The organism is Paramagnetospirillum sp., from assembly GCF_058402745.1.
Genome location: NZ_JBZVFI010000009.1, coordinates 75,099 through 97,855, shown reverse-complemented (window position 1 = coordinate 97,855; position 22,757 = coordinate 75,099). Strand labels below are relative to the sequence as shown.

Below are 22,757 nucleotides of genomic sequence, written 5' to 3'. Positions count from 1 at the left end.
GTCCCGACCCATTGGCGGCAAGCCGCCATCTGCACTACCCCGACTAGGCCACCTTCTCCCCGCCGTTCACTCCCGGCAGCACCCACGACAGGATGTCGTCAGTCACCCGCCGCTACGATCGCCGCAGATGCTCGCATGCGCAAAGATAACCGCCGGCCTCGCTCCCTTGGGCATGGTGTCGTGAAGAGAGGGCGCCTCCGCCCCGACTGTCGGCAAAATCGCGGGTCAGCCCTCCCCTGCCCGCCAGATATCCGCCGGTGTCCAGGCATCCCCGCCGCTCGGCCGAGACACCCCAGCCACTGTCCGCGCCTTGCTCTTGGGCTGGGGCAGCATCCAGCTGCTGATGTAGTCCGTGACCTTCTGCTGCGCTCGCCGCAGGTGCTCCCCCGAGCCGATGTAGACCGTGGTCACGTCGCCGCTAAGGGCGTGGTTCATCAGCATTTTGATGTCGTAGATGCCGACCTCTGCTGCGTTGGCGCAGGTCGCGAAGGTGTGGCGCAGGCCGTGGATGGTGAACGGCACCTTGACCAGCTTCTCATCGTTGTCGCTGAGCTTGGGCTCGACCATGTGACCGGGCCGGGACGCCGCAGGCCAGACCCACGGGTTATCGGCACCACAAAAGATCATGTTTTGTTCTCTGCGCTTTGCCAGAACATCCATCATCATGTCCGACAGCGGCAGACTGAAGGCGCGCTTCTTGCCGCCCTTGGGCTCGGGGATGAACAAGGTTCCGGCCCGCAAGTCCACATGCTCCCACCGCATGACGGCCGCCGACCGGCGGCGCAGGCCGGACAGCAGCACGAACAGGTAGTAGTCCGTGCGGACCGGATTGGGCAGGCGGTGGATGCCCTGGTACCACTCGGCCAAGTCCTCGGCAGCGATGGCGGCGTCCCGCGCCTCCTCCGGGAACCAGTCCACGGCGATGACCGGATTCACGGGCGGCAAGTCTTCAAACTGCTTGAGAGCCCGGTTGTAGGTGGCGCGGATCATCCGCATGGCGCCGTTGGCCGCGTAGGTGCCCCGCTCCTTGCCGATCTTGCGGTGACGGTCGTAGCAGTCCTTGCGGGTGATCTCCGACAGCGGACGGGCGAGCCAGTCCCGGAAGTACCGTTGCAGGGTCGCCCGATATTCGGCCAGGGTGGCGGGAGCCCGGACCTTTGGAGCGTCGAGATAGATCTCGGCTGCCTCGGCCAGGGTCAATTGCTTGGCGCGGGCCTGCTTCTTGACCTTGTTGGGGTCGATGCCCTCGCGCATATCCTGGAGGATGGCCTGGGCTTTCTTGCGGGCCTGCTCGGTGGTAATGACCCCGTGGCGCCCGATGGTCACCAGCCGCGAGCGACCGTTGGGCGAGCCCTCGGCGATGTAGGTCTTGGTGCCGGTCCCGACCTTGAGGCCGAATCCCTTAAGTTGGCTGTCTTTATAAATGACTTGTCCAGAAGCACTGAATGGAATAGCATCGACAGTGCTTTTCGTAAGTCTGGTAACTGGCATGGCGTGCCCCGTGCTTAGTAGTGGCATAGTAGGGGCTGTAGCTACAACAGTGCCTACACACCCTACAAACTTATTTGGCAATTTTGCCAGCAAAGCCGCCACGCGACCAGCACTACTATGTCAATACTATACTCAGCTACAACGAATACTGTGCCATTTGTAATCAGGGGGTCGCGGGTTCGAACCCTGCAACCGGCACCAGAATGCAAGAAAGGGGCGGTCCCGTGGGACCGCCCCTTTTGGCTTTCGGTTGGACGGGCAGGCCTTACTTGCCGGGTTCGACGAACTCGACGGCGCTGGGCTTGGTCTCGTCGGCCTTGGGGGCGGCGGTGCCGTGGCCCTGGACGGGCTGGGACGGGGCGGCGGAGGCCGGAGCGGCGGAGCTGGCGCCGGATGCCCCGGCGGCTGCCTGACCCGGCTGCGGCGCCCGGCTGTCCTTCTGCCCGTTGAGCGACGCCTGGATGGCGGCGGTGCGGAACTGGCGGTACAGACTCCGGATGGCGGCATACTCGTCGATGGAGGTGCGCCGGATTTCCTTCATGGTGTCCAGGTGCTCGGCCCTGGTGTCGACGATACCGGTTCCCATGGTGACGTTGTTGACCACCCCCAGCCCCTGGGAGCCGAGGACCTGGCCGGTGGGCTCGACGAAGAATTCGGCGGCGCGGCCGGCGCCGTCGCGCAGATTGGACGGACCGAAGAACGGCAGCATGAGGTAGGGGCCTTCCTCGACGCCCCACACGGCGAAGGTCACGCCCAGGTCGGTCTTGTGGCGCTGGGGTCCGCCGGTCTCGGCGACCACGTCCTGGGTGCCCAGCAGCCCGAAGGTGGAATTGATCAGGAAGCGGCCCAGGGCGTCGGCGGCGGCGGCGGGATTGCCCTGCAGCAGATCGTTGCCGGCGGTGTAGGGTTCCTGCAGATTGGCCAGCAGGTTGTGGATCGCCTGGCGCAGCCACGCCGGAGTGGCGTCGCGATAGGCCTCGGCGATGGGTTCGGCGAGATTGCTGTCGAGGAAGACGTTGACGTCGTAGATGGCCCGGTTGGTGGGCTCCAGCGGGTCGTTGACGGCCTCGGCCTCGGCGCGGTCCTCGGGGTCCTCGGGCAGCGTCGCGCAGGCCGACACCATCGAGACCGCCACGGCGGCCACCACGGAAAGCAGACGACGCCTCATCGCAAAAGACCTCCAACCGGTGTAATCCCGGCGGGCGCCATCGGCACGCACCGCCCCCCGGGCCGGCATAATATCCGCTACGGCTCCGAGGTCAAACGCCATGTGGGCAGGGCAAGTCCAAGGCGAAGACCGAGCCGCGCCCGAAGACCGAGCGCACCGAAACGGAAATCCCCAGGATTCGGGCGATTCGCTCGACGATGGCCAGCCCCAGCCCCAATCCCTCATCGGCACGCCGGGTCGGATTGTTCAACTGGTAGAGTTCCTCGAAAATGAACGGCAGATTCTCCTCGGCGATGCCGATGCCGCTGTCCCAGACCTCGATGCGGATGCGGCCCCGGCGGCGGCGGCAGCCGATGACCACCCCGCCCCGTTCGGTATAGCGGACGGCGTTGGACACCAGATTGCCCAGCAACCGCTCCATCAGGGTGGCGTCGCTCTCGCAGGCCAGGGACGTCCTGACCACGCGCAGGCGCAAGCCCTTGGCCTCGGCGGTGGGGCGGCTGGCGGCCGCCACCTGATCGAGGAGTTCCCCCAGGGCGATACGGCTCGGGCTCACGGTCATGCCGCCGGCGTCCAGACGCGACATGCTGAGCAGCGCCTTGAGCTGTCGCGCCAGCTGATTGGCGCATTGCTTGGCCTTCACCCCGGGCTCGGGCTGGCGCTCGGCCAGGATGGCGCAATACATCTGCAGCGCCTGCATGGGCTGGCTGAGATCGTGGCTGGCGGCGGCCAGGAAGCGCGACTTGGAGGCCGAGGCGCGTTCCGCCGCCTCCTTGGCCTGTCGCAGCTCCAGCTCGGTCTGCTTGCGATCGGTGATGTCGATGGCGGCGCAGATCAGGCCGATGGTCTCGCCCCTGGCGTCGTACAGGCTGCGCACGATCAGGTCGAAGTATTGCGGCCGGCTCATGGCCAGGCTCTGGACCTCGACGTCGCGGCGAACCGAGACGCCCGTCTCGATCACCCCGCGATAGATGGCGCACAGCATGTCCGCGGTTTCGCGCGTGAAGAAGTCGTATTCGGTCTTGCCGATCAGTTCGGCGTCGCCGAAGCCGACCTGGCAGGAATGGGCCCAGGTGTAGCGCAGGTCCAGATCCAGGGTGAAGGCCACGGAAGTGCCCAGTTCCATGGCGAGGCGGAAGCGCTGCTCGCTCTCCGCCAGGGTCTCCAGCGACACGTCCAGCTGGCGGCCGAGGAACTCGGCCAGACGCTCGGTCAGCGTCTGCTTGGCGGCATGGGCCTGCTCGAGCCGCACCAGGGTCTCGCGCAGGCGGACCTTGGATTCGATCAGGTCGGAAATCTCGGTGAAGGTGACCAGCACCGCCCGCGACTGGCCGGGCTGAATGACGATGGGCAAGGCCCGCAGCCGCAGCCAGACCCGCTCCGTCCCCCGGCGGATGCCCATGACCATGGGACCGGCCGGCTGGCCCGTGCTCAGGGCGACGGAGGCGGGATGGTCGTCGTTGGTGAGCGGCGGCCCATCGAAGCGGGTGGCGTCCCAATCCTCGACATTGCAGGTCTTGCCGATCAGGTCCTCGGGGCTCTGGCCAAGGATCTCGGACGCGGCGGCGTTGGCGAAGATGATGCAGCGCAGGGAATCCTGCACCACCACCCCCTCGGCCATGGTGGCAAGCAGGGTCTGATGAAAGTCGGCTGTGACCATGGACGGCTGCACGCTTGCCTCGCGGACCGGGGAGACCGGCCGGAATTAGGGCGCCTCGCCGCCCGCCGCGTCAAGTCCTGCTCGCCGTTTCCGTCATCGGGGGCGGCGGGCCACGATCCCGGGAATGCGATAGGTCATCACCACGTCCCCCTCCTGGTTGGAGACGTGAAACGTCCAGACGACCATGCCCCGATCGGCATGCTTGGACGAGGGGCGAACCTCCAGCGTCTCGATCAGACAGGACAGGGTGTCACCCGGCCTCACCGGCTTGAGCCAGCGCAACTCGTCGATCCCCGGCCCGCCCATGCCGCTCTGGCGGTTGAGCCCGGTATCGATGAACAGCCTGAAGCTCAACGCCAGGGTCTGAAAGCCGCTGGCGATCAGTCCGCCATAGGGCGACCGCGCCGCCCCGGGGACGTCCAGGTGGAAGTATTGCGGATCGAAGCGCTGGGCGAAGTCGAGGATCTGGCTTTCGCTGACCGTCGTCGCGCCGGTGGCGAACACCTGGCCAGGGGCGAAATCCTCGAACCAGCGGGGATGGCAGGGGGCGTTGGGCTGCATGGCGGGCCTCGCGGCGAGTGTTGACACTCCCGACGCTACCACTCATCGGACCCGATTTCGGATGCAACCTGTTCACCCGTCCGAGCACCGCGCTCACCTGCGGCAACCGGAGGAGGCCGCGCCACCGCCGAGGTCGCCAATGCGTGATCGTTGCGATATCCCGACCCGAAACGGTCATTGCGCCGTCACGGAACCGTCGCACACGGCCGCTATTCTCCGCCCCGCCAACCCAACACGGAGAAACACGGTGGCAGGCGAAAAGGCCATGCGGCGCGAATGCCGGGACTGCACCTTCTGGAGCGGATGGGACTGCACCATCGGCGATGTCCTCAGGGAGAAAAAAGAAAGCCGCGGATGCGATTTCTTCATCCGCGACAGTCTGCGATACGCCTTCTTCACGAAGGTCTGATGCTGGGGGTCACTTCACCGCCTTGACGGCGGGAACGAATTTCATGTCTTCGACCAGAATGTGCTCCAGCAGCCATTCTCCCAGGTAATCCTTCACCCTTGCCGCCGCCTCCAGGCTGGGATGCAGCAGGCAGCCGCCCACCAGGTCACCGAGAAAGTGCCCGAACTGGGTATGGGCCAGGGCATGGTCGGCCGCCTCCGCATAGCCCGCCTCGGCCATCATCCTCTCCTCGCGGGTGAAGTGATAGTCGGTGTAGTCGACCAGCGCATCGATGATCATGCCGACCCGCTCCAGGTCGCCGCTGCCGTCAAGGACGGCGTCCAGGTCGTTGATCAGACCCAGCAGCCGGCGGTGGTCGTCGTCCACCTCGGCGATGCCGGTCTCGTATCGGGAGTTCCACTCGATCTTCATGAGGTCCGATACTTACATACCGACGACATAATCACAAGGTTCCGAGACGCATGGCGCCCCTGCCCCGCCTTGCATGGACAACGGCGCGAAACCAGGACTACCATCGAATATGGATGAAATCTGTATCTAAAGGTGCCGTATGCTTTCCGGGTCTCCGACACCCCCCGCCGGCGGCACCGTCAGGGTCATGCTGGTGGACGATTCCGCCATCGTCCGCGGAGTGGTGGCGCGCATCCTGGCCGAGGACCCGGCCATTGCGGTCGTCGCCCAGGCGTCCAACGGCGAACAGGCCATCAGCACCCTGACCCGTACTCCGGTGGATGTGGTCGTCCTCGACATCGAGATGCCGGTGATGGACGGGCTGACCGCGCTGCCCGGCATCCTGAAGGCGGTGCCCGGCGTGAAGGTCATCATGCTGTCCTCGCTGACCCAGCGCGGCGCCACCGTGACCTTCCAGGCGCTGCGGGCGGGAGCCGCCGACTACATCCCCAAGCCGTCGGCCAGTTCGGAAATGTCGGGGGCCGGCGGGTTCAAGCGCGACCTGACCGACAAGATCAAGAGTCTGGCCGCCCGCAAGCTGCGTCCCACCCCGACGGTCCCGATTCCGGCCTCGCCCCGTCCGGCCGCCGCTCCGCCGCCCCGGCCCGCCGCGATTCCCCCATCGGGTCCGGTGGAGGTGCTGGCCATCGGCTCGTCCACCGGCGGACCGCAGGCGCTGTTCGACATCTTCGCCAAGCTGCGCAACGTCAGGCCGCGCATTCCCATCCTGATCACCCAGCACATGCCGCCGACCTTCACCGGCATCCTGGCCGAGCACATCTCCCAAACCAGCGGCCTTGCGGCCGCCGAGGGCAAGGACGGCGAGAGAATCGTCGCCGGCCGCGTCTATGTCGCCCCCGGCGGCCGGCACATGCTGGCCGAGCGCAAGGGGGCCGAACTGGTGATCCGGTTGTCGGACGCGCCGCCCGAGAATTTCTGCAAGCCGGCGGTGGACCCCATGTTCCGCAGCGTCTCGGCCGTGTGGGGCAACCGTGCCGCGGCGGTGGTGCTGACCGGCATGGGCACGGACGGCGCCAAGGGCGGCCGGGTGGTGGCCGAGGCCGGCGGCCAGCTCTATGCCCAGGACGAGGCCACCAGCGTGGTCTACGGCATGCCGGGCGCCACCGCCCAGACCGGGTTGTGCAAGGCGATCCTGCCGCTCGGCGAGATCGGCGATCTGGTGCGCAAGCTGGTCGGCTGACCGGGGTTGCGGGCGGGACGCCCGCGCTCCGATGAAAGGACGACGCGCGTTGGAGCGCGGGCGTCCCGCCCGCCTCTGTCACAGATCGAGCACGCGCCCCACCGCCTCCAGCGAGCGGGTCCACAATTCGGCCAGTTCCTCGGCCTGGGCGGCGGTATTCGGATCGTCGGCCCGCGCCGCGTCCTCCACCGCCCGGCACTTGGCGGCCAGGGGACCGAGGTGGAGGCTGGAGGCGGCGCTGGCCATGCGGTGGGCCAGTTGCCCCGCCTCGGCCAGCCGCCCGGCCTGGGCATGGGTGCGCAGGGCCGCCAGATCGGCCGAGGACGACGAACGGAACAGTTCCACCAGCCCGACCAGGCGGTCGCGGCCCAAATCGCCCATGTCGGACAGCAACCCGGCCACCCCCACCAGTTTCGGCTCGGCCGGCGGTTCCGGCGCCCCCTCGTCCAATCCGCCCAGCAGACGGCCGATGTGATCGAACTGGAACGGCTTGGCGAGGCAACCGCGAATGCCCGCCTCGCGCCAGCGGGCCTCGTCCTCCTTCACCGGATTGGCGGTCAGCAGGTAAAGCGGCGGCGTGCCGGCTTCGCCGGGCAGGGCGCGGATGGCCCGGGCGGCCTCGATGCCGTCCATGCCGGGCATGCGCATGTCCAGCAGCACCAGATCGAAGCCGCCCCGCGCCGCCGCCTCGACCCCTTCATAGCCGTCGCGGGCGCACACCACCTGATGGCCGCGCCGCTCCAGAAGGCCGGCGGCCACCTCGCGGTTGACCTCGTTGTCGTCCACCAGCAGGACGCGGCAGGGCCGCTCCGCCGCCACCCGGTCGCCGGAGGGCATCTCGGCGGGCGGCAGCGGCAGGTCCACCCGGAAGGTGCTGCCCCGTCCCGGCAGGCTGTCATAGCCGATGACGCCGCCCATCAGATCGACCAGGCGCTTGCAGATGGCCAGCCCCAGCCCGGCCCCGTCGAAGCGCCGGGCGGCGCCGCTGTCACCTTGCCAGAATTCGGTGAACAGCTGGGCGCCGATCTCCGGCGCGATGCCGATGCCGGTATCCTTGATCAGGAAGCGCAGCACCTGCCCCTCCCTGGCGGCCAGGGGCTCGACGCCGATCTCCACCCCGCCGCGATCGGTGAACTTGATGGCGTTGCCCACCAGGTTGAACAGGATCTGCCGCAGGCGCAGCCGGTCGCCCGCCACCTCGCGACGGATACCCGGCCCGAAGCGGCAGGACAGCGCCAGGTCCTTCTCGGCGGCGCGCGACGCCAGCACCAGGCGCACCTCCTCGACGGTGTCGAGCACGTCGAAGGGCTCGGCGGCCAGGGTCATGCCCTCGGCGTCCAGGCGCGAGAAGTCGAGGATGTCGTTGACCAGGCCCAGCAGCAATTCCCCCGACGACACCAGGGTCTCGGCGAAGGATTTCTGCCGTGGGTCGAGATCGGTCTCCAGCAGCAGGCGGGCCATGCCCAGCACCCCGTTGAGCGGCGTGCGGATCTCGTGGCCCATCATGGCGAGGAACACCGACTTGGCCCGGGCCGCCTGCTCGGCGCTGTCGCGGGCCTCGCGCAGCACCTCCTCGCCCAGCTTGCGCTCGATGGCGTAGCGCACCACGCGCGACAGGATGAAGGCGTCGCCCAGGCCCTTGACCAGATAGTCCTGGGCGCCCCGCTTCAGGGATTCCAGGGCGATGGCGTCGTCGTCATTGCCGGTCAGCACCACCACCGGCAGGCTGGGCGCCGCCTGGGTCAGGGCGTCCAGGGTGGCGATGCCGCTGGAATCCGGGACGCCCAGATCGGCCAGAACCACGTCGAAGCTGGCGATGCGCTCCGACAGCCGCTCCACCGCCTGGGCGAGGCGGCCGACCACGGTGACCTCGAACGACGTCGTCTTGACCCGGCGCAGCATCTGGACCACCAGCCTTGCGTCGGCGGGGTCGTCCTCCAGCAGCAGGACGCGGATGGGAAGCGTGTTCATGGCGGCAGTTGCGCCGTGCCGAACCAGAAATCCCCGATGGAGTGGATGGCGGCGGTGAAGGCCTCCACGTCCATGGGCTTGGACACGTAGCTGCTGGCCCCCAGGGCGTAGGCCTTCCTGATGTCGCGCTCGGCGGCCGAGGTGGAGAGTATCACCACCGGAATGCAGCACAGGGCGGCGTCGGACCGGATCTCCTCGAGGATCTCGTGGCCGTTGCGGCCGGGCAGGTTGAGGTCGAGCAGGATCAGGTCGGGCCGCGGGGCCTGGGGATGCGCCTCGTCCCGGCGCAGGAAGCCCATGGCTTCGTCACCATCCTTGACGTGGTGCAGGCGGCAGGTATGGCGCGACCGCCTCAGCGCGATACGGACCAGACCGGCATCGCCGGGGTCATCCTCGACCAGCAGGATGTCGTGAATGTCCTTGGAAGCCACGTTGCCGTCCGGATGATTGCAAGCCGACACAGACCCTGGCTCAATTCACCGTCCGGCGCAAGGCCCGGCGCGGCGGATCAGGCGTCCACCTCGGGGCGGCGGGGGGCCTTGGGCCAGCTGAAGGCCATGACCGTTCCCTGCCCCTCCCACGGCTCCACCCTGACGGTGCCGCCGTGGCGATCGACGATCTTCTTGACGATGGCCAGCCCCACGCCGGTCCCTTCGTACTCGTCGCGGGCATGCAGGCGCTGGAAGATGCCGAACACCCGCTCGGCATATTCGGGGGGAATGCCGATCCCGTTGTCGCGGACCCGGAACAGCCACTCCTCGCCCCCGTCCTCGCATTCGACCGAGACGTGGGGGGGGTGGTCGGGGCGCCGGTATTTGAGCGCGTTGCCGATCAGGTTGAGGAACAGGCGCTCCATCTCGCCCCGGTCGCCATAGAGGATGGGCAAGGCCGGCGTCACCTCCACCGTGGCGGCCGAATCCTCGATCTCGATCTGCAGGTCGGAAAGGGCGGATTCCACCGCCTCGGCCACCGGGAAGGGCGCGTCGCCGATCACCCGGCCGACCCGGGAATAGGCCAGCAGATCGGTGATCAGCCGGTCCATGCGCCGTACGCCGTCCCGGACGAAGCCCATGTATTCCAGGGACTCGCCGCCCAGGCTGCCCATCAGCTCCTCTTCCAGCAGCGAGACGTAACTGCCCACCACCCTGAGGGGCTGGCGCAAATCGTGGGAGGCCACGTAGGCGAACTGCTCCAGCTCCTCGTTGGAGCGCCACAATTCCCGGATCAGGCCGTCCAGCTCGTTCTCCAGACGCTTGTGCTCGGTGATGTCCTGGATGGTGGAATCCAGCCGTACCGGCCGTCCGGCGGCGTCGCGGGTCGCCTCGGCGCAGCCGCGCAGCATGCGGACCTCGCCATCGGGACGGACGATGCGGAACTCCGCCTCGCGCCGCCCTCCCTCGGCGGTGACCGAACGCAGAAGCTCGGCCACCTCGGCGCGGTCGCCGGGATGGACCACCTCCAGGAAGATGTCGTGGGATGGAATGCAGGTGCCCGGCACCAGGCCCAGGATGGCGTGAAACTCGCTGGACCAGACGCCGTTTCCGGTCAGAAGGTCGCGCTCGGCACTGCCCAGCTGCGCCACCCGCTCGGCATTGGCGACCAGCGCCCGGCTACGCTGCTCCACGTCGCGCAGGGATTGCTCATGGCGGCGCGACAGCGCCTGGAACGCTCCGTCAAGGCCGAGAGGGTCGCTCCACCATTCGAGGGCTCCCGGCCGCGGCGAAGCCCCCGGGGCCATCAGTCGACGGTCGATGCCCTGCCCGACCGCCATGCCGATGCCGAACGAGAGTCCCACCAGCAGGGGCACCAGTCCGGCCAGCAGCCAGCCCAGGCTGCGTTCGGCCTCATCCGGCCACAGCCCCCATACCGCCAGGGCGGCGATTCCGATGACGAAAGCGGCGAGCGCGGCGAAAAGCAGCCCCAGCCGCACGGCGATCCGTTCGTGCGGTTTCGGCATCGTGCCGGCTGTCACATCCGGCGCCCGCAAGGCGGCCAACCCCATGAAAACCCCGTCGGCCCACTTGACCAGAGTGAATACTGAAGGAGTTCATACTAGAGCGCCCCCAGGCGCGAGGCAAGCCGTCCGGAAGTGACATGGACCTCGGGTGGTCTTATTGTTCGGGCAAGCGAGGAGGAAGGCCCCATGTCGCGCGAGTACCCGTCCCATCCCCTGCCCGGCGTCCTCGCCCTGGTCGAGCGCCAGGGGCGTCTGTTGATGGTCCGGCGCGCCAAGGAGCCCGACCGCGGCAAATGGGGCTTTCCCGGCGGATTGGTGGAGGTGGGCGAGACACTGGCCGCCGCCGCCTTGCGCGAGCTGGCGGAAGAGACCGGATTGGCCGCCGAGGCCAGAGGCGTGGTGGATGTGTTCGAGGTCATCAGCCCCGACCAGCATGGCCGCATCCGCTACCACTACGTCCTCAACGTGGTGCGCTGCCTGAGCCTCGAAGGCGATCCGGTGGCCGCCGACGATGCCGAGGCCGCCGGCTGGTTCACCCTGGACGAGATCGAGGGGGGCGCGCTGCCGGTCAGCGTCAACGCACCCCGCCTCGCCCGCATGGTGCTGGGCTGAACGGGTAGGCCGACATCACCCTGCGGGCGGGACGCCCGCGCTCCGAACGATCATGGGGCGGGACGCCCGCGCTCCGAACGATCATGGGGCGAGATGCCCGCGCTCCAAAAGAACATGGAGCGCGGGCGTCCCGCCCGCAAGATCAACCCCTGGCGGCGCTGCGGCTGCCGCCGGGCATGCCCTTGAAGCCGCCCTGGGGACGGGCGCCGCCGGGCTTGCCGGCCGGCTTGCCCGCCGGACGACCGGAGGAGGGCTTGGCCGAGGCCGGCTTGCCCGCATGGGTGTGCTTGGCGCCGTCGCGGCCCTTGGCCGGATGGGAGGCGTGCTCGCCATGGGGATTGCCGCCCCGGGATTGCTGCGGATGGTTGCCCCTGCCGCCGCCGCCACGGTGGGATTGCGGCGGCTTGGTGGCGCGGGGACCGCCGGGCAGGCCACGGGTGGCGATGTGCGGCGCGTGGTAGGCGTGCTCGTAATCCACCGGCACCGCCTGGCGGATGGTCTTCTCGATGTCGCGCAGATAGGCCACTTCGTCGTTGTCGCACAGGCTGAGGGCGATGCCCGAGGCGCCGGCGCGCGCCGTGCGGCCGATGCGGTGGACATAGCTTTCCGGCTCGTTGGGCAGCTCGAAGTTGATGACGTGGGTGATGCCGTCCACGTCGATGCCGCGCGCCGCGATGTCGGTGGCGACCAGCGCCTTGATGCGGCCATCGCGGAAATCGGCCAGGGCCTTCTGGCGGGCGCCCTGGCTCTTGTTGCCGTGGATGGCGTCGGCGTTGATGCCGGCCTTCTCCAGCAGCTCGGCGACGCGGTTGGCGCCGTGCTTGGTGCGGGTGAACACCAGGGCGCGGACCACGTCGTCGCCGGCCAGGATGTCGGTCAGCAGGGTGCGCTTGTGCTCGCGGTCGACGAACAGCACCTTCTGCTCGATCTTCTCGGCGGTGGACGACACCGGGGTCACCTCGACGCGCACCGGCTGGTGCAGCACCGAATTGGCCAGGCCGACGATGGAATCGGGCATGGTGGCCGAGAACAGCACGGTCTGGCGCTGCTTGGGCACCATGGCGACGATCTTGCGGATGGGCTGGATGAAGCCCATGTCGAGCATGCGGTCGGCCTCGTCCAGCACCAGCGCCTCGACCGAATCCAGGCGGATGGCGCCCTGGTCGATCAGGTCGAGCAGGCGGCCGGGGGTGGCCACCAGCACGTCGACGCCGCCGGCCATGGTCTTGATCTGCGGCACCATGCCGACGCCGCCGAACACCAGCGCGTGGCGCAGCCGGTAATGGCAGCCGTAGGTCTTGAAGCTCTGGCCGACCTGCACCGCCAGCTCGCGGGTGGGGGTCAGCACCAGGACGCGGCAGCTCTTGGGCATGGCGCGCTTCTTGAAGGTGTCCAGGCGCTGGAGCAGCGGCAGGGCGAAGCTGGCCGTCTTGCCGGTGCCGGTCTGGGCCAGGCCCAGGACGTCGCGGCCCTCGATCAGGTGGGGAATGCTTTGTTCCTGGATGGGAGTGGGGGTGGTGTAGCCCTCGGCCTCGAGCGCCTTCAGCAGGGGCTCGGCCAGGCCGAGTTCGGAAAACAGAACGGTCATCAGGTCTCTTTCTTCAACAGGCCGTCATCCCTCGCGCCCACACAGGGCGGGGACGGACGGCGGGACGAGCGCCGCGAAAATGCGGTCTTCGTCGGGCTCCTCCCGGACGCGCGGCCAGGAAGCTATGGGCAAGGGAAAGAAGGCTCGGGGCGAAAGGCGATCCGTCGAGGGATCGGCCATTGCGCGCTGCCCGCGAGCAAGCCGGACGCGAATCGTCCGGACCGGCGGACCCTGCGCTCTTGCCGGCGCGAAGTCAATTTAAATCGGCGCGCGCGCCCGGAAGGGGCGCCGGGGGTCAAATCGGCCAGAACATCAGGATCAGCAGCGTCCCCGACACCAGCACGATGAGGCTGAGCGGCAACCCCAGCCGCCAGTAATCGCCGAAGCGATAGCCGCCGACGCCCATCACCAGGGTGTTGCACTGGTGGCCGATGGGGGTGAGGAAGTCGCTGGCCGCGCCCAAAGCCACCGCCATCAGGAAGGGATCGATGGCGAGACCCAGCTTGACCGCCATGCCGGCGGCCACCGGCCCCATCAGCAGCACGGTGGCGGCATGGTGGAGGAAGGGCGCCAGCAGCATGGAGGCCAGCAGCACCAGCCCCAGCGCCATGGGCACCGGCACCTGGGAGGCGGCCAGGGCCAGCCAGCCGGCCAGCAGGTCCGAGGCGCCGGTGCTCTTCATGGCGTCGCTGATGGGAATCAGCGCGCCCAGCAGGATGATGATCGGCCAGTGGATGGCCTCGTAGGCCTCGCGCGGCGGCAGGCAACCCAGCAGCACCATGGCCACCGCCCCCAGGAAGAAGGCCGGCGCCACCGGCATCACTCCCAAGGCCACCGACAGCATGGCGGCGAAGGCGATGAGAACCGGCAGCCAGGCCGATTTGCGGGCGAAGGGCATGGCCTTCTGGCCCAGCGGCAGGCAGCCCAGCTGGGCCAGGGTGCCGGGCATGGCCTCGCCGTTGCCTTCCACCACCAGTACGTCGCCGGCCTTGAACTCGGTCTGGCGCAGGCGTTGGATCATGTGCCGGCCGCCCCGGCTGATGGCCAGCAGCGCGATGCCGTGCCGCCGCCGCATGGCGCATCGGACGGCGGTGCTGCCCACCAGGGGTGAGTTGGGCATTACCACCGCCTCCATCACCGTGGTGTCCTCGCTCCCTAAGCCGCCGCCGCCCATCAGCACCAGCCCGGCCGAATCCAGCAGCGGCTTGAGCGCCATGGGATCGCCCTCCAGCACCAGCACGTCGTTCTCGGAGAACACCCAGTGCCCGCCGGGGACGTAGCGGTGGCCGTGGTCGCGGATGATGGCCGCCACGCTCACCGCGCCCCCCGAGAACAGTTGCTCGAGGTCGGCCACGGTGGCGCCGATCAGCGGCGAGTGGGTCTCGATCCGCACCTCGGCCAGATAATCCTCGATGCGGAAGCCAGACCCCGAGCCGCTGCCCTGACGGTCCTTGGGCAGCACTCGCCAGGCGAAGGCCAGGAAGCCGATGCCGGCGAGACAGATGCCGAGCCCCACCGGCGTGAAGTCGAACATGGTGAAGGGCTGGCCGGTCAGGTCCTGGCGAACCCTGGACACGATGATGTTGGGCGAGGTGCCGATCAGGGTCATCACGCCGCCCAGCAGCGAGGCGAAAGACAGCGGCATCAGGATCTGCGACACCGGAATGCCGCCGGCCCGCGCCAGCCGGATGGACAGCGGAATGAAGATGGCCAGCGCCCCGATGTTCTTCATGAAGGCCGACAGCACCATCACCAGCGCCACCAGGGTGGCGATCAGGGCGTCGGGAGATTTCAGCGCCGCCAGCGGCTTCATCAGGTGCTCGATGATGCCCGAACGCTCGATGCCGGCGCTGACCACCAGGGCGGCAGCCACCACCACCACCACCGGATCGGCGAAGCCGTGGAACGCCTTGTCGGGCGGCACCAGCCCCGCCAGGATACCCGCCGACAGCGACAGCAGCGCCACCAGGTCGTAGCGCAGCTTGTCCAGCGCGAACATCACGATGGTGGCGCCCAGGATGGTGAACGCCAGCCCCTGTTCCAAGGTCATCGGTCACCCTTCATGCCGTATGCCGGGCCGAGGCTACACCAGCCCATACCGATCCGCCAGGGCGGGTTCCAGGCGGGGCAAGCGGCTACGGCGGCTGCGATTGCGAATCACCCAAAATATCTATTGGCATATCCAATGCGAGTGATTATCATCTGCACCAGATCATCAATCACTCGCCCGGAGCGTCCCATGGTCTCGGTTCGCCTGCTGGTCTTTGCCCTGCTGCTCGGCCTGTGCGCCGGCACCCTGCAGGCCATCGCCTGGGAAGCGGGGGCCAGCGCCGAACGCTCCGACAGCCGGCAGCAATAGGAGGCACCCCATGTATGTCTGTCTCTGTCACGGCTTCACCGACCGCCAGGTCCGCGCCGCCGTCACCGAGGGAGCCGGCAGCCCGCAGGCGGTGTTCCGCCACTTCGATTCCAAGCCGCGCTGCGGCAAGTGCGTCTCCACCGTCCGCGAACTGGTGGACGAGAGCAAGGGCGGTTGCGGCGGCGGTTCCGGGGGCTGTCCCTGCGGCAAGCGGGGCTGAACCGCTCCCTTGTCATCCTGAGGTGAAACCCACGGGTGTCCGGTTTACTTCGGCCAGCACTGGTCTCTTGCCTTGCCCAGGCTTGGTTTGAGATGGCTCCACCGGAATGGGGATACGGAAAAGCCTCTTCAACCACCAAGACACCAAGGACACCAAGAGGACGGAGCGGATCGCCCCGCCCAACCTCACCGTCATGGCTGGGCATCGTCCCGGCCATCCACGCGGATCCGCTGGAATGCCTCATGAAACAATAGTCCCTGCGGATGGGCGTGGATGCCCGGAACAAGTCCGGGCACGACGCACCTGGAATGTCCTCTTGGTGTCCTTGGTGTCTTGGTGGTGAAAAATCCCGTCCGCCAGAACCCAGGCAATTGAACCGGACAGCACTGGGTGAAACCGAAGGATCTTTCAGGCCCAACCGGCCGCCGGATGATGAAAGATGCTTCGCTGTCGCTCAGCATGACAGGCAGAGTCACTGAAACGGGGCCTTTCGGCCCCGTTTTCTTGTTCACTCGTCGTCGTAGCGCCCCGGGCAGGGCGGCAGGGTGGACAGGATGTCGCCGCCTTCCGGCTCGCCGACGGCCTTGGCCTTCAGCACCCGGCGCATGATCTTGCCCGAATTGGTCTTGGGCAGTTCCTCGACGAAATGAATCTCGCGCGGCGCCATGCCCGCCCCCAGTTCCTGGCGGGCGTAGGACAGCAATTCGGCCCTGAGCGCGTCGCCGGCCTCGAAGCCGGGATTGAGCGAGACGAAGGCCACCGGCACCTCGCGCACCAGCATGTCGGGCTTGCCCACCACGCCGATCTCGGCCACCGCCGGGTGGTCCATCAGGCTGCCTTCCACCTCGAAGGGGCCGATCTGCAGGCCGCCGCACTTGATCATGTCGTCGGCGCGCCCCACGAACCAGATGAAGCCGTCCCTGTCGCGCTTGACCAGATCGCCGGTGAAGTACCAGCCGTCGCGGAACGAGTCGCCGTAGCGTGTCTCCTCGCCCAGGGCGCCGGAGAACATGGAGGGCCAGCAGGTGCGGATGGCCAGTTCGCCCACCGCGTCGACGGCGTCCACCGGCTTGGGCGTGCCGCCCTCGCAGCGCATGATCACCGCCTCGACGCCGGGCAAAGGCCGGCCCATGCTGCCCGGCCGCCGGTCGGTGCCGGGGCCGTTGGCGATGGTGATGGCGCCGGTCTCGGTCTGCCACCAGGTGTCGAGGAAGGGCACACCCAGAGCCTTCTGCCCCCACATCACCGCCTCGGCGTTGAGCGGCTCGCCGACGCTGGCCGCCACCCGCAGCGAATTCTCGCGGTACGACCGGGCCAGGGCGGCGCCATAGCGCATCATGGTGCGGATGGCGGTGGGCGTGGTGTACCAGGCGGTCACCTTCTCGTCGTGCAGGATGCCGTACCAGCGCCGGGGCTCCAGTTCGGCCTCGTCGGCGATCAGGGCGGCGCCGCAGGCCAGCGGCGCGATGATGCCGTAGGAGGTGCTGGTCACCCAGCCGGGATCGGCGGTGCACCAGAACACGTCGGCCTCGCTCAGGCCGAACACCTTGCGCCCGGTGACCAGATGGGCCAGCACCGCCCGATGGGGGTGCAGGACGCCCTTGGGCGTGCCGGTGGTGCCGCTGGTGAAGTGGAGGAAGGCCGGCGCGTCGGGCCCGGTCGCCAGCGCCGCCATGGGCTGGGCGGCCTCGGCCAGGGCGAGCAGATCGGCGCAGCCCGGCGCCACGGCCGGGGCGGCTCCGTCCTCGCCGACCAGCAGGACATGGCGCAGATGCGGCAGCGCGGCCCGCGACGACGCCACCTTGCGGGCGTAAAGATCGTCGGAGGTGATCAGGATCGCGGCCTTGCCCAGTTCCAGGCGGGCCTTGACCGGGCCGGGGCCGAAGGCGGCGAACAGCGGACAATAAATCCCGCCCGCCTTCCAGATGCCGAGCGCGGCGCCGTAGAGTTCCGGGACGCGGCCCAGCAGCACGGCGACGGTCTCGCCCGGCTGCAGGCCGAGATCGGCCAGCACGCGGGCGATCCGCCCCGATTGCTCGGCCAGTTGCCCATAGGTGATGTCGCGCGGCTCCTGGCGGCGCCCCAGCCAGCGGATGGCGGTGCGGCCGCCCTGCCCCAACCCGACCCGACGGTCCGAACAGATGGCGCCGATGTTCAACGGCGCGTCCGGCGCCCCGGCCAGTTCGACCAGGGCCTCGTTCCAACGGAAAGCGGCGTCATCCCACGCCCCGGCCCCACCCGCCGGAGCCGTCGCGGCAATGGTCTTGCCCGGCTTGGCCGAAACCATGCGTCCTCCCAGACCTAATTTTTGACCGAAGCCCCCTTGGAACGATCCCGCATTCCAAGGCTCCCGCCCCCGATTGTGGCGGCCATTCTGTCCGCCTCGGACGGTGTGTGCAACAAAAGGAATTGCAGGGCACCGATGCAGCGGGGCGATAAATTATGTTGCGGATGTGCCGCGCCGCGAAAAGCTACCGGGGGTTATCTCGCCCCCGGCAAGCCGCCCTCGACCAGCCATGCGGCGATTCGCTCGCCGATGGCCTTGTTGAAGGCCGGCGAATAATGGATGGCGTCGATATAGGCGTTGCCCTCGACGGGCTCCAGCTCGGCCAGCCACAGCAGGCCCTTGTCCCACAATTGCCCGGCGGCCTTCATGTCGGCCATGCGGGGATAGCCGCGGGCCGCGTTCATGTGGTAGCCCAGCGCCTCTTCCGTGACCGGGAAGGGGCGCTTGCGGTTGTCGTAGGCATAGGTGGGCACCGGCTGCTGCACGAACACCACCTTGAAGCCCACGCGCTCGGCCAGGGCATCGATCATCCGGCGGTTGGCATCGAGGCGGCGGATCACCGCGTCCACCTCGGCATCGGTCTCGCAGAACCGTCCCCATTCGCGCACCAGCACCGACTTGTCGCCGGCCAGGTGGCGGATCATCTGCATCACGTGGGAGCGGGCGGCCAGGTCCCGCCACAGGGGCAGCCGCGAGCGGGCGCCGGTGATCTGCGTCAGGCGGTCGTTCCAGGCGCTGCGGTCGGGAACGGCGCAATGATAGAAATCGGCGTCACCGTCGACGAACACCGCGATGTCCGGCCTGATCCCGGCGGTGAGCAGCCGCTCGAGGGCGATGCGTTCCTGGGTGGAATAGTAGGAGACGGTGCCGAAATTGAAGACCCTGACGTCGCCGCGCCCGGCGGCGCCCAGGGCCTGTTCCACATAGGCGGGGATGGTCTCGGAATCGGCCACCCCGGCCCCCAGGGTGGTGGAGCCGCCGAACACGAAGACCTTCGGCCCCTCGGCCGCCGGGTCGGGCAGCTCGCCGCCATTGCCGCGGATTCCCGCGTCGGAGACGTTGAAATGGGCGCTCCGGTACGAGGCGGTGCGGTATTCCACGAAGGGGGTGTAGACGGTATCGAACTGCCGCCAGCCCTGCCTCAGGATGTCGCGGTAGCGCGCCACGTCGGCGGTGTTGTAAAGCCTGCCCAGGTCGCCGTCGGACAGGTTGGCGGCAAAGGCCGGACGCTTGTCCCTGATCAGCTTCACCGCCCAGCCGGCCAGTACTTCCAGCCCCACGATGCCGATCGCGACCACCAGCAGCAGCAGGCCCAGGGTCGAGAACAGACGGCGGAACGGATTGATGCGGTGGCGACGCATGGGAAAGCCCTTTCGAAAGCGGCGCTTCCTGATACCTTGAACACCAAGGCCCGCGCAACGTGGAGACTGAATGCATGTTTGAGCTGAACCCCAGGATTCTGGCCGACACCGTGGCGGTGACCCAATGGCCGCTCTGCTCGGTGCTGCTGATGAACGACAGCACCTATCCCTGGTTGCTGCTGGTTCCCCGGCGGGAGGGGGTGGTGGAGATCACCGATCTGGACCCGCAGGACCGCGCCACCCTGCTCGACGAGATCGCCCGCGCCTCCACGGCGCTGCGGCAGGCCGTTTCCCCCCACCGCATCAACATCGCCGCCCTGGGCAACGTGGTGGCCCAGTTGCACGTCCACGTCATCGCGCGCAACACCGACGACGCCTCGTGGCCCAAGCCGGTGTGGGGCGCCGTTCCCGCCCGCCCCTACGGCCCCGAGGAGCTGGAGGCGCGGCTGGTCCAATTGCGGGCGGTGCTGGGGTAGCACACCGGGCTATCCGCCCACCTGACTGACCATGAAAAACGGCGCCGGATCGCTCCGGCGCCGTTTGCGTTACAGCCTTGAACGCTATTCCAGACGACCCAGCGAGCGGGCCAGGACCAGATACAGCTTGCCCACCTCGGACGAGGTGAAGGTGCCGGTCAGCACGTCCTGGTGATCGGAATTGCGGGCCTGATTGAGCAGGGCCTCGAACTCCGCCAGATAGCGGGTGACGTATTCGCGGAAATCGCCGTCGTCCTCGAACTTGTTCTTGATGGACGCCATCTGGTGCTTGTCGAGATTCTTGAGGATCTTGCGCACGAAGATGGACTGGTCGCCGGCGTGGAACTCGCGCCACGCCTTCTCGTCGATATTGGCGTTGAAGATGCGGCCGATGTCCACCGACAGCGACTGCAGCTTCTCGACGATGAAGGCGGCGTTCTGCAGGAAGTGCTCGACCGAAAGCTGGGCGCGCTTCTCTTCCAGCTGGGCGCCACGGATCTCGGCCAGCTTGGAAGCGTTGACCAGTTCCTCCACCTGGCGCGAGAAGCTGTTGGAGAAGCTCTCGGCCTGCTGGGCCAGACGGTCGCCGGTGATGCCCAGATCGTTGGACTTGGTGCGCACCATCTCGAAGGCGGCTTCCAGCTTGGCGCCGGTCCGCTCGGTGCTTTCCTGCATCTCGCTGGCATGGCGGCGCAGGCCGTCGCCGGCCGAGCGCACCTGGGCGGTGATGCGCTCCGCCGAGGCGGTCAGCTCGCGGATGCCGGCGCGCAGCATGTCGCCGGCGGCGGTGACCTGGGCGGCGGTCTTGTTGGAGGCTTCCTCGAAATCGCGGCTGATGGAGCGCAGCGCGTCGCCCGCCGTCTGGGACTGGGCGAACACCTGCTGGGCGGCTTCACCCAGCTGCACCGCGTTCTGCTGCAGGGACGAGCCGAAGGCCTTCAGCACGTCGGAGGAATCGTCGGCGACGCGGGCCAGGGCCTGGGCCTGGACGCGCAGCGTCTCGCCCACCGCGCTGACCGAAGCCTCGGCCTGATCGGCGGTGGCCACCACCTGCTCGGTCTGCTTGCGCAGCACCTCGGTGGCGGCGCGAACCCGCGAGCCCAGCTGGTCGGAGACGTGCTGCAGCTGCTCCGAGCGCTTCTCCAGCAGCTCGGCCACCCCGCCGGAATCCGAGATCGCCTTGACGGCGGCGGCGGAGACGTCGGTGGTGCGCTGGCGCAGCGTCTCGCCCACCGCGTCCAGCTCGACACCGACCTTGGAGGAGGTGGCGATCAGGTCGTTGGTGCCCTGGCGCAGGGTGTCGGCGATGGTCTTCACCTTGGCCATCACCTGATCCGAGGTGGCGATCAGGTGGCGCGACTGCTGGTTCAGCGAGGCTTCCGACAGCTTGGACTGGGTCGAGACCACATTGGCGGCGTCGGCCAGCTCGTCGGCCTGCTTGCGGAGCGAGGTCCGGATGTTCTCGGCCTGGGCGGCGGCCTTCTCGGCCCCCTTGTTGAGGTCCTCGATGTAGAGGCGCAGGGTCTCGGACACCTCGCGGCCGCGCGCGGTCATCTGGTCCGAGGCGGCGGCGACGGCGCGGGTCTGGCCCTGGAAGGCCTCGCCCACCTCGCGCACCCGGGCCATGGCCCGCTCGGCCGCCTGATCCACGTCGTCACGGCGCTGGACGAACACCTCGCCCACCGCGCCCAGCTGGCTGGACGCATCGTCGGCGGCGGTGCGGAGATTGTCGGTGTGACGGGCCAGGGTCTCCTCGATCTCGCGGAAGCGGCCCATGGCCTGATCCGAGGCCGAGCCCAGCTCGCGCGACTGCACGCCCAGCGCTTCCTCGACGATCTTGACGCGCGACAGGACGCGCTCGGTGATCTGGTCGAGGCCGGTGGCCTGCTGCTGCAGCGAGGCGGAGATGCGGGCGGTCTGCTCGGCCAGGCGCTCGGCGGCCTGGTCCAGGTCGGTGTTCTGGCGGGTGAACAGGCTTTCCAGCGCCTCGACCCGTTCGGCCAGGGCGTTGGCGACCACTTCGGTGCGGGTGGTGGCCTGCTCCGCCGAGCTGCCCAGCTGGACGCTCTGGCGCTCGAACATGGCGACCACCTGCTCGGCGCGGGCCACCGCCGCCTGGGAAACCTTGTCCAGGGCTTCGGCCTGGCCGCGCACCTGCTCGGCCACGGTGTCGGCGCGGGACGCGGCGCGGGCCGAGGTGGTGTCGATGCTCTCGATCTGGCCGCGCAGCAACTCGCCGAATTCGCGGATGCGCTGGGCCGAGGTGTCGGTGACGGTGGTCAGGTCCTGAGTCTGCATACGCAGCAGGGTTTCCACCTCGCGGGCGCGGGCGGTGGCGCCGTCGGCGGCCTGGGTCAGGCGGTCCACTTCCTTGCGCAGCGCCTCGACCGCGGTCTGGGCCTCGTCGTTGACGCGGCCGACCACGCCGGTCATGGCCTCGATCTGCGACGCCATGATCTCGCGCACCGCCTCGCCCTTGGCGGCGGCCTCGGTGGAGGCCTGGGTCAGGTCGCGGGCCTGGGCGCGCAGCGAATCGGCGATGCGCGACACCCGGGCCTCCGCGCCCTCGGCGGGATAGGTCAGGCGGGACAGCTGCTCGCGCATGTCGGCCGACAGGGAGCGCAACTCGCGGCCCCGATCAAAATAGGCGATCAGCAGCCAGAGGAAGGCCAGCGGCAGGAAGGCGGCGCCGACCATGCCGCCGATCTCCTGGGGCTGCATGAACAGCAGGTTGCCCCAGCCGATGGAGGTGTTGGCCCAGTAGCCGCACAATCCCAGCCAGGCGATGGTGACCAGCAGGGCGAACAGCTGGGCGGACTTTCCGCCCCCGGAGGCCGGGGCTCCGCCACCGGACGGCAGCGGGTCGGGACGCAGGACCGCCAGAGGAGGGGCCGCCGGGGCCGCCGTTTCCTTCGCCTCGGCCTCGTCGGCACCCATCCCGTGCGCCGCCGCCTCGGTCTCGCCTCTGGTCATGTTTCTATCGCCC

General features: G+C 68.5%; 18 protein-coding genes. 5 read left to right on the top strand and 13 right to left on the bottom strand.

Annotated elements, in window-relative coordinates; translation table 11 throughout:
• Nucleotides 1-225: 225 nt before the first annotated feature.
• The 4 genes from ACV4UZ_RS07350 to ACV4UZ_RS07335 form a co-directional block, all read right to left on the bottom strand.
• Nucleotides 226-1,491 carry a tyrosine-type recombinase/integrase gene (locus ACV4UZ_RS07350; protein ID WP_491600248.1) on the bottom strand — a complete coding sequence of 422 codons (1,266 nt, stop codon included), beginning with the start codon at nucleotides 1,489-1,491 and terminating at the stop codon, nucleotides 226-228.
• Nucleotides 1,492-1,756: 265 nt separating this feature from the next.
• Entirely contained in the window at nucleotides 1,757-2,659 is a 903-nt protein-coding gene (locus ACV4UZ_RS07345) for an MlaA family lipoprotein (protein ID WP_491600247.1), read from the bottom strand.
• Between the two features lie 91 nt (nucleotides 2,660-2,750).
• A complete protein-coding gene (locus tag ACV4UZ_RS07340; protein ID WP_491600246.1) occupies nucleotides 2,751-4,319 on the bottom strand; it encodes a PAS domain-containing sensor histidine kinase in 1,569 nt (522 codons plus the stop codon).
• A gap of 93 nt (nucleotides 4,320-4,412) precedes the next feature.
• The gene (locus ACV4UZ_RS07335; RefSeq protein ID WP_491600245.1) at nucleotides 4,413-4,880 is read right to left on the bottom strand and encodes a MaoC family dehydratase; all 468 of its coding nucleotides are present in this window, start codon (nucleotides 4,878-4,880) and stop codon (nucleotides 4,413-4,415) included.
• Nucleotides 4,881-5,127: 247 nt separating this feature from the next.
• Here ACV4UZ_RS07335 and ACV4UZ_RS07330 point away from each other — a divergent pair, with 247 nt between their 5' ends.
• Nucleotides 5,128-5,289, top strand: coding sequence for a hypothetical protein (locus ACV4UZ_RS07330; RefSeq protein ID WP_491600244.1), 162 nt, complete (start codon nucleotides 5,128-5,130; stop codon nucleotides 5,287-5,289).
• A gap of 9 nt (nucleotides 5,290-5,298) precedes the next feature.
• On the opposite strand, the gene ACV4UZ_RS07325 is transcribed toward ACV4UZ_RS07330, so the two are convergent.
• The gene (locus ACV4UZ_RS07325) at nucleotides 5,299-5,700 is read right to left on the bottom strand and encodes a bacteriohemerythrin (protein WP_491600243.1); all 402 of its coding nucleotides are present in this window, start codon (nucleotides 5,698-5,700) and stop codon (nucleotides 5,299-5,301) included.
• Between the two features lie 139 nt (nucleotides 5,701-5,839).
• Between ACV4UZ_RS07325 and ACV4UZ_RS07320 the strand changes: the two genes are divergently transcribed.
• A complete protein-coding gene (locus ACV4UZ_RS07320) occupies nucleotides 5,840-6,940 on the top strand; it encodes a protein-glutamate methylesterase/protein-glutamine glutaminase (RefSeq protein WP_491600242.1) in 1,101 nt (366 codons plus the stop codon).
• Between the two features lie 78 nt (nucleotides 6,941-7,018).
• On the opposite strand, the gene ACV4UZ_RS07315 is transcribed toward ACV4UZ_RS07320, so the two are convergent.
• From ACV4UZ_RS07315 to ACV4UZ_RS07305, 3 genes are all read right to left on the bottom strand, one after another.
• A complete protein-coding gene (locus tag ACV4UZ_RS07315) occupies nucleotides 7,019-8,911 on the bottom strand; it encodes a response regulator (protein WP_491600241.1) in 1,893 nt (630 codons plus the stop codon).
• Nucleotides 8,908-9,342, bottom strand: a complete 435-nt coding sequence (locus tag ACV4UZ_RS07310; RefSeq protein ID WP_491600240.1) for a response regulator — start codon at nucleotides 9,340-9,342, stop codon at nucleotides 8,908-8,910. The genes ACV4UZ_RS07315 and ACV4UZ_RS07310 overlap by 4 nt, the downstream gene beginning before the upstream one ends.
• 77 nt (nucleotides 9,343-9,419) lie before the next feature.
• Entirely contained in the window at nucleotides 9,420-10,868 is a 1,449-nt protein-coding gene (locus ACV4UZ_RS07305) for a sensor histidine kinase (RefSeq protein ID WP_491600239.1), read from the bottom strand.
• A gap of 186 nt (nucleotides 10,869-11,054) precedes the next feature.
• Here ACV4UZ_RS07305 and ACV4UZ_RS07300 point away from each other — a divergent pair, with 186 nt between their 5' ends.
• Nucleotides 11,055-11,480, top strand: a complete 426-nt coding sequence (locus tag ACV4UZ_RS07300) for an NUDIX hydrolase (RefSeq protein WP_491600238.1) — start codon at nucleotides 11,055-11,057, stop codon at nucleotides 11,478-11,480.
• Between the two features lie 142 nt (nucleotides 11,481-11,622).
• Here the strand turns inward: ACV4UZ_RS07300 and ACV4UZ_RS07295 are convergent, their stop codons facing one another.
• Together ACV4UZ_RS07295 and ACV4UZ_RS07290 are read right to left on the bottom strand one after the other, a co-directional pair.
• Complete coding sequence (locus ACV4UZ_RS07295; RefSeq protein ID WP_491600237.1) at nucleotides 11,623-13,068, bottom strand: DEAD/DEAH box helicase; 1,446 nt, start codon at nucleotides 13,066-13,068, stop codon at nucleotides 11,623-11,625.
• 295 nt (nucleotides 13,069-13,363) lie between these two features.
• Nucleotides 13,364-15,118 (bottom strand): SLC13 family permease, encoded by a 1,755-nt coding sequence (locus tag ACV4UZ_RS07290; protein ID WP_491600236.1) that lies wholly within the window; start codon nucleotides 15,116-15,118, stop codon nucleotides 13,364-13,366.
• A gap of 319 nt (nucleotides 15,119-15,437) precedes the next feature.
• On the opposite strand from ACV4UZ_RS07290, the gene ACV4UZ_RS07285 reads away from it, so the two are divergent.
• Nucleotides 15,438-15,647, top strand: a complete 210-nt coding sequence (locus tag ACV4UZ_RS07285) for a (2Fe-2S)-binding protein (RefSeq protein ID WP_043743718.1) — start codon at nucleotides 15,438-15,440, stop codon at nucleotides 15,645-15,647.
• Nucleotides 15,648-16,155: 508 nt separating this feature from the next.
• Here ACV4UZ_RS07285 and ACV4UZ_RS07280 read toward each other — a convergent pair.
• Together ACV4UZ_RS07280 and ACV4UZ_RS07275 are read right to left on the bottom strand one after the other, a co-directional pair.
• A complete protein-coding gene (locus ACV4UZ_RS07280) occupies nucleotides 16,156-17,934 on the bottom strand; it encodes an AMP-binding protein (protein ID WP_491600235.1) in 1,779 nt (592 codons plus the stop codon).
• 194 nt (nucleotides 17,935-18,128) lie between these two features.
• The gene (locus ACV4UZ_RS07275; RefSeq protein WP_491600234.1) at nucleotides 18,129-19,295 is read right to left on the bottom strand and encodes an SGNH/GDSL hydrolase family protein; all 1,167 of its coding nucleotides are present in this window, start codon (nucleotides 19,293-19,295) and stop codon (nucleotides 18,129-18,131) included.
• 74 nt (nucleotides 19,296-19,369) lie between these two features.
• Here ACV4UZ_RS07275 and ACV4UZ_RS07270 point away from each other — a divergent pair, with 74 nt between their 5' ends.
• On the top strand, nucleotides 19,370-19,771 hold the full coding sequence (locus ACV4UZ_RS07270) for an HIT family protein (RefSeq protein ID WP_491600233.1): 402 nt from the start codon (nucleotides 19,370-19,372) through the stop codon (nucleotides 19,769-19,771).
• Between the two features lie 84 nt (nucleotides 19,772-19,855).
• Here the strand turns inward: ACV4UZ_RS07270 and ACV4UZ_RS07265 are convergent, their stop codons facing one another.
• Entirely contained in the window at nucleotides 19,856-22,744 is a 2,889-nt protein-coding gene (locus ACV4UZ_RS07265; protein WP_491600232.1) for a coiled-coil domain-containing protein, read from the bottom strand.
• Between the last annotated feature and the right edge of the window lie 13 nt (nucleotides 22,745-22,757).

What these genes read in the sequence shown, in the direction of transcription:
- ACV4UZ_RS07315 (WP_491600241.1), bottom strand. Translation starts at nt 8,911, where the DNA reads ATGAACACGCTTCCCATCCGCGTCCTGCTGCTGGAGGACGACCCCGCC.
- ACV4UZ_RS07335 (WP_491600245.1), bottom strand. Translation starts at nt 4,880, where the DNA reads ATGCAGCCCAACGCCCCCTGCCATCCCCGCTGGTTCGAGGATTTCGCC.
- ACV4UZ_RS07345 (WP_491600247.1), bottom strand. Translation starts at nt 2,659, where the DNA reads ATGAGGCGTCGTCTGCTTTCCGTGGTGGCCGCCGTGGCGGTCTCGATG.
- ACV4UZ_RS07280 (WP_491600235.1), bottom strand. Translation starts at nt 17,934, where the DNA reads ATGGTTTCGGCCAAGCCGGGCAAGACCATTGCCGCGACGGCTCCGGCG.
- ACV4UZ_RS07350 (WP_491600248.1), bottom strand. Translation starts at nt 1,491, where the DNA reads ATGCCAGTTACCAGACTTACGAAAAGCACTGTCGATGCTATTCCATTC.
- ACV4UZ_RS07340 (WP_491600246.1), bottom strand. Translation starts at nt 4,319, where the DNA reads ATGGTCACAGCCGACTTTCATCAGACCCTGCTTGCCACCATGGCCGAG.
- ACV4UZ_RS07305 (WP_491600239.1), bottom strand. Translation starts at nt 10,868, where the DNA reads ATGCCGAAACCGCACGAACGGATCGCCGTGCGGCTGGGGCTGCTTTTC.
- ACV4UZ_RS07295 (WP_491600237.1), bottom strand. Translation starts at nt 13,068, where the DNA reads ATGACCGTTCTGTTTTCCGAACTCGGCCTGGCCGAGCCCCTGCTGAAG.
- ACV4UZ_RS07270 (WP_491600233.1), top strand. Translation starts at nt 19,370, where the DNA reads ATGTTTGAGCTGAACCCCAGGATTCTGGCCGACACCGTGGCGGTGACC.
- ACV4UZ_RS07300 (WP_491600238.1), top strand. Translation starts at nt 11,055, where the DNA reads ATGTCGCGCGAGTACCCGTCCCATCCCCTGCCCGGCGTCCTCGCCCTG.
- ACV4UZ_RS07320 (WP_491600242.1), top strand. Translation starts at nt 5,840, where the DNA reads ATGCTTTCCGGGTCTCCGACACCCCCCGCCGGCGGCACCGTCAGGGTC.
- ACV4UZ_RS07265 (WP_491600232.1), bottom strand. Translation starts at nt 22,744, where the DNA reads ATGACCAGAGGCGAGACCGAGGCGGCGGCGCACGGGATGGGTGCCGAC.
- ACV4UZ_RS07325 (WP_491600243.1), bottom strand. Translation starts at nt 5,700, where the DNA reads ATGAAGATCGAGTGGAACTCCCGATACGAGACCGGCATCGCCGAGGTG.
- ACV4UZ_RS07275 (WP_491600234.1), bottom strand. Translation starts at nt 19,295, where the DNA reads ATGCGTCGCCACCGCATCAATCCGTTCCGCCGTCTGTTCTCGACCCTG.
- ACV4UZ_RS07290 (WP_491600236.1), bottom strand. Translation starts at nt 15,118, where the DNA reads ATGACCTTGGAACAGGGGCTGGCGTTCACCATCCTGGGCGCCACCATC.
- ACV4UZ_RS07285 (WP_043743718.1), top strand. Translation starts at nt 15,438, where the DNA reads ATGTATGTCTGTCTCTGTCACGGCTTCACCGACCGCCAGGTCCGCGCC.